Source organism: Streptomyces sp. XM83C (assembly GCF_023072675.1).
GTDB lineage: Bacteria > Actinomycetota > Actinomycetes > Streptomycetales > Streptomycetaceae > Streptomyces > Streptomyces thermocoprophilus.
The window spans coordinates 1-838 of sequence record NZ_JALLGL010000633.1 but is presented as its reverse complement, the minus strand read 5'-3'; the positions used below and the strand labels follow the sequence as shown (position 1 = coordinate 838).

The following is an 838-nucleotide window of genomic DNA, read 5'->3' as shown; positions in this document are numbered from 1 at the left end:
GGTGGGGAGCCCCACGGCGGTGCGGGTGCCGGTGACGACGTAGCCCTTGACGCCGCCGGCGAGGGCGTTGCGGACGGCGCCGATGTCATCGGCGGCGGACAGGGCGAGCCCGTTGGGCCAGCCCGCGGCGCGGGTCTCCGACAGGAGGGTCAGCCCGGAACCGTCGGGCAGGTGGACGTCCGCGACGCAGATGTCGCGGGGGTTGCCGATGCGGGGACGAGCCTCCGCGATGGACGAGGCCTCGATGACGTCGCGCACACCGAGCGCCCACAGGTGGCGGGTGACGGTGGAACGGACGCGCGGGTCGGCGACGACGACCATGGCGGTGGGCTTGTTCGGGCGGTAGGCGACCAGGCTTGCGGGCTGCTCGAGGAGAACGGACACCAGGCCTCCTGGGGTGCGGGATGGGGACGAACCCTGCTTTCAAGGTCACTGTCGTCTTCGGCACCGAGGCGGGTGGGCTTTAGGAAATGATCACGATCTAGTGAGTAACAATCCGTGCAATTCGGACACGTGCTCGATCATCCGAAGATCGAATCGGATCGGTCGGGTGCGGTTGGGTCCGATTGGGTGGCCACTTGGGTCACAAAGTGTCCGTATCGACAAAGAGATCTCAAAGGTGTGAGGGTGGGGGATTGAACGGCCGTGCGGTATGTGTTCACCGGGGTCGGTCCGTGGCTGGGCCGTCGTGTTCGCCCCGCGGGCCGGTGACAAGGGAGAGCCGCCGATGGCGGGGAGGGGGTGTGCCGGGGGGTGCCCGCCCGCAGCGTGCGGCGGAAACCCCGGGTGCGGTTTTACGAGACAGAGCGTCGCACCGAGGACGGACACCCCCCGGCAC

At 68.7% G+C, this 838-nt stretch carries 1 protein-coding gene; it reads right to left on the bottom strand.

Annotation, left to right across the window (positions count from 1 at the left end):
* Positions 1 to 384: response regulator (locus tag MTQ10_RS30830; protein ID WP_247474112.1), on the bottom strand; the 384-nt coding region annotated here is incomplete at its 3' end.
* Positions 385 to 838: the final 454 nt, after the last annotated feature.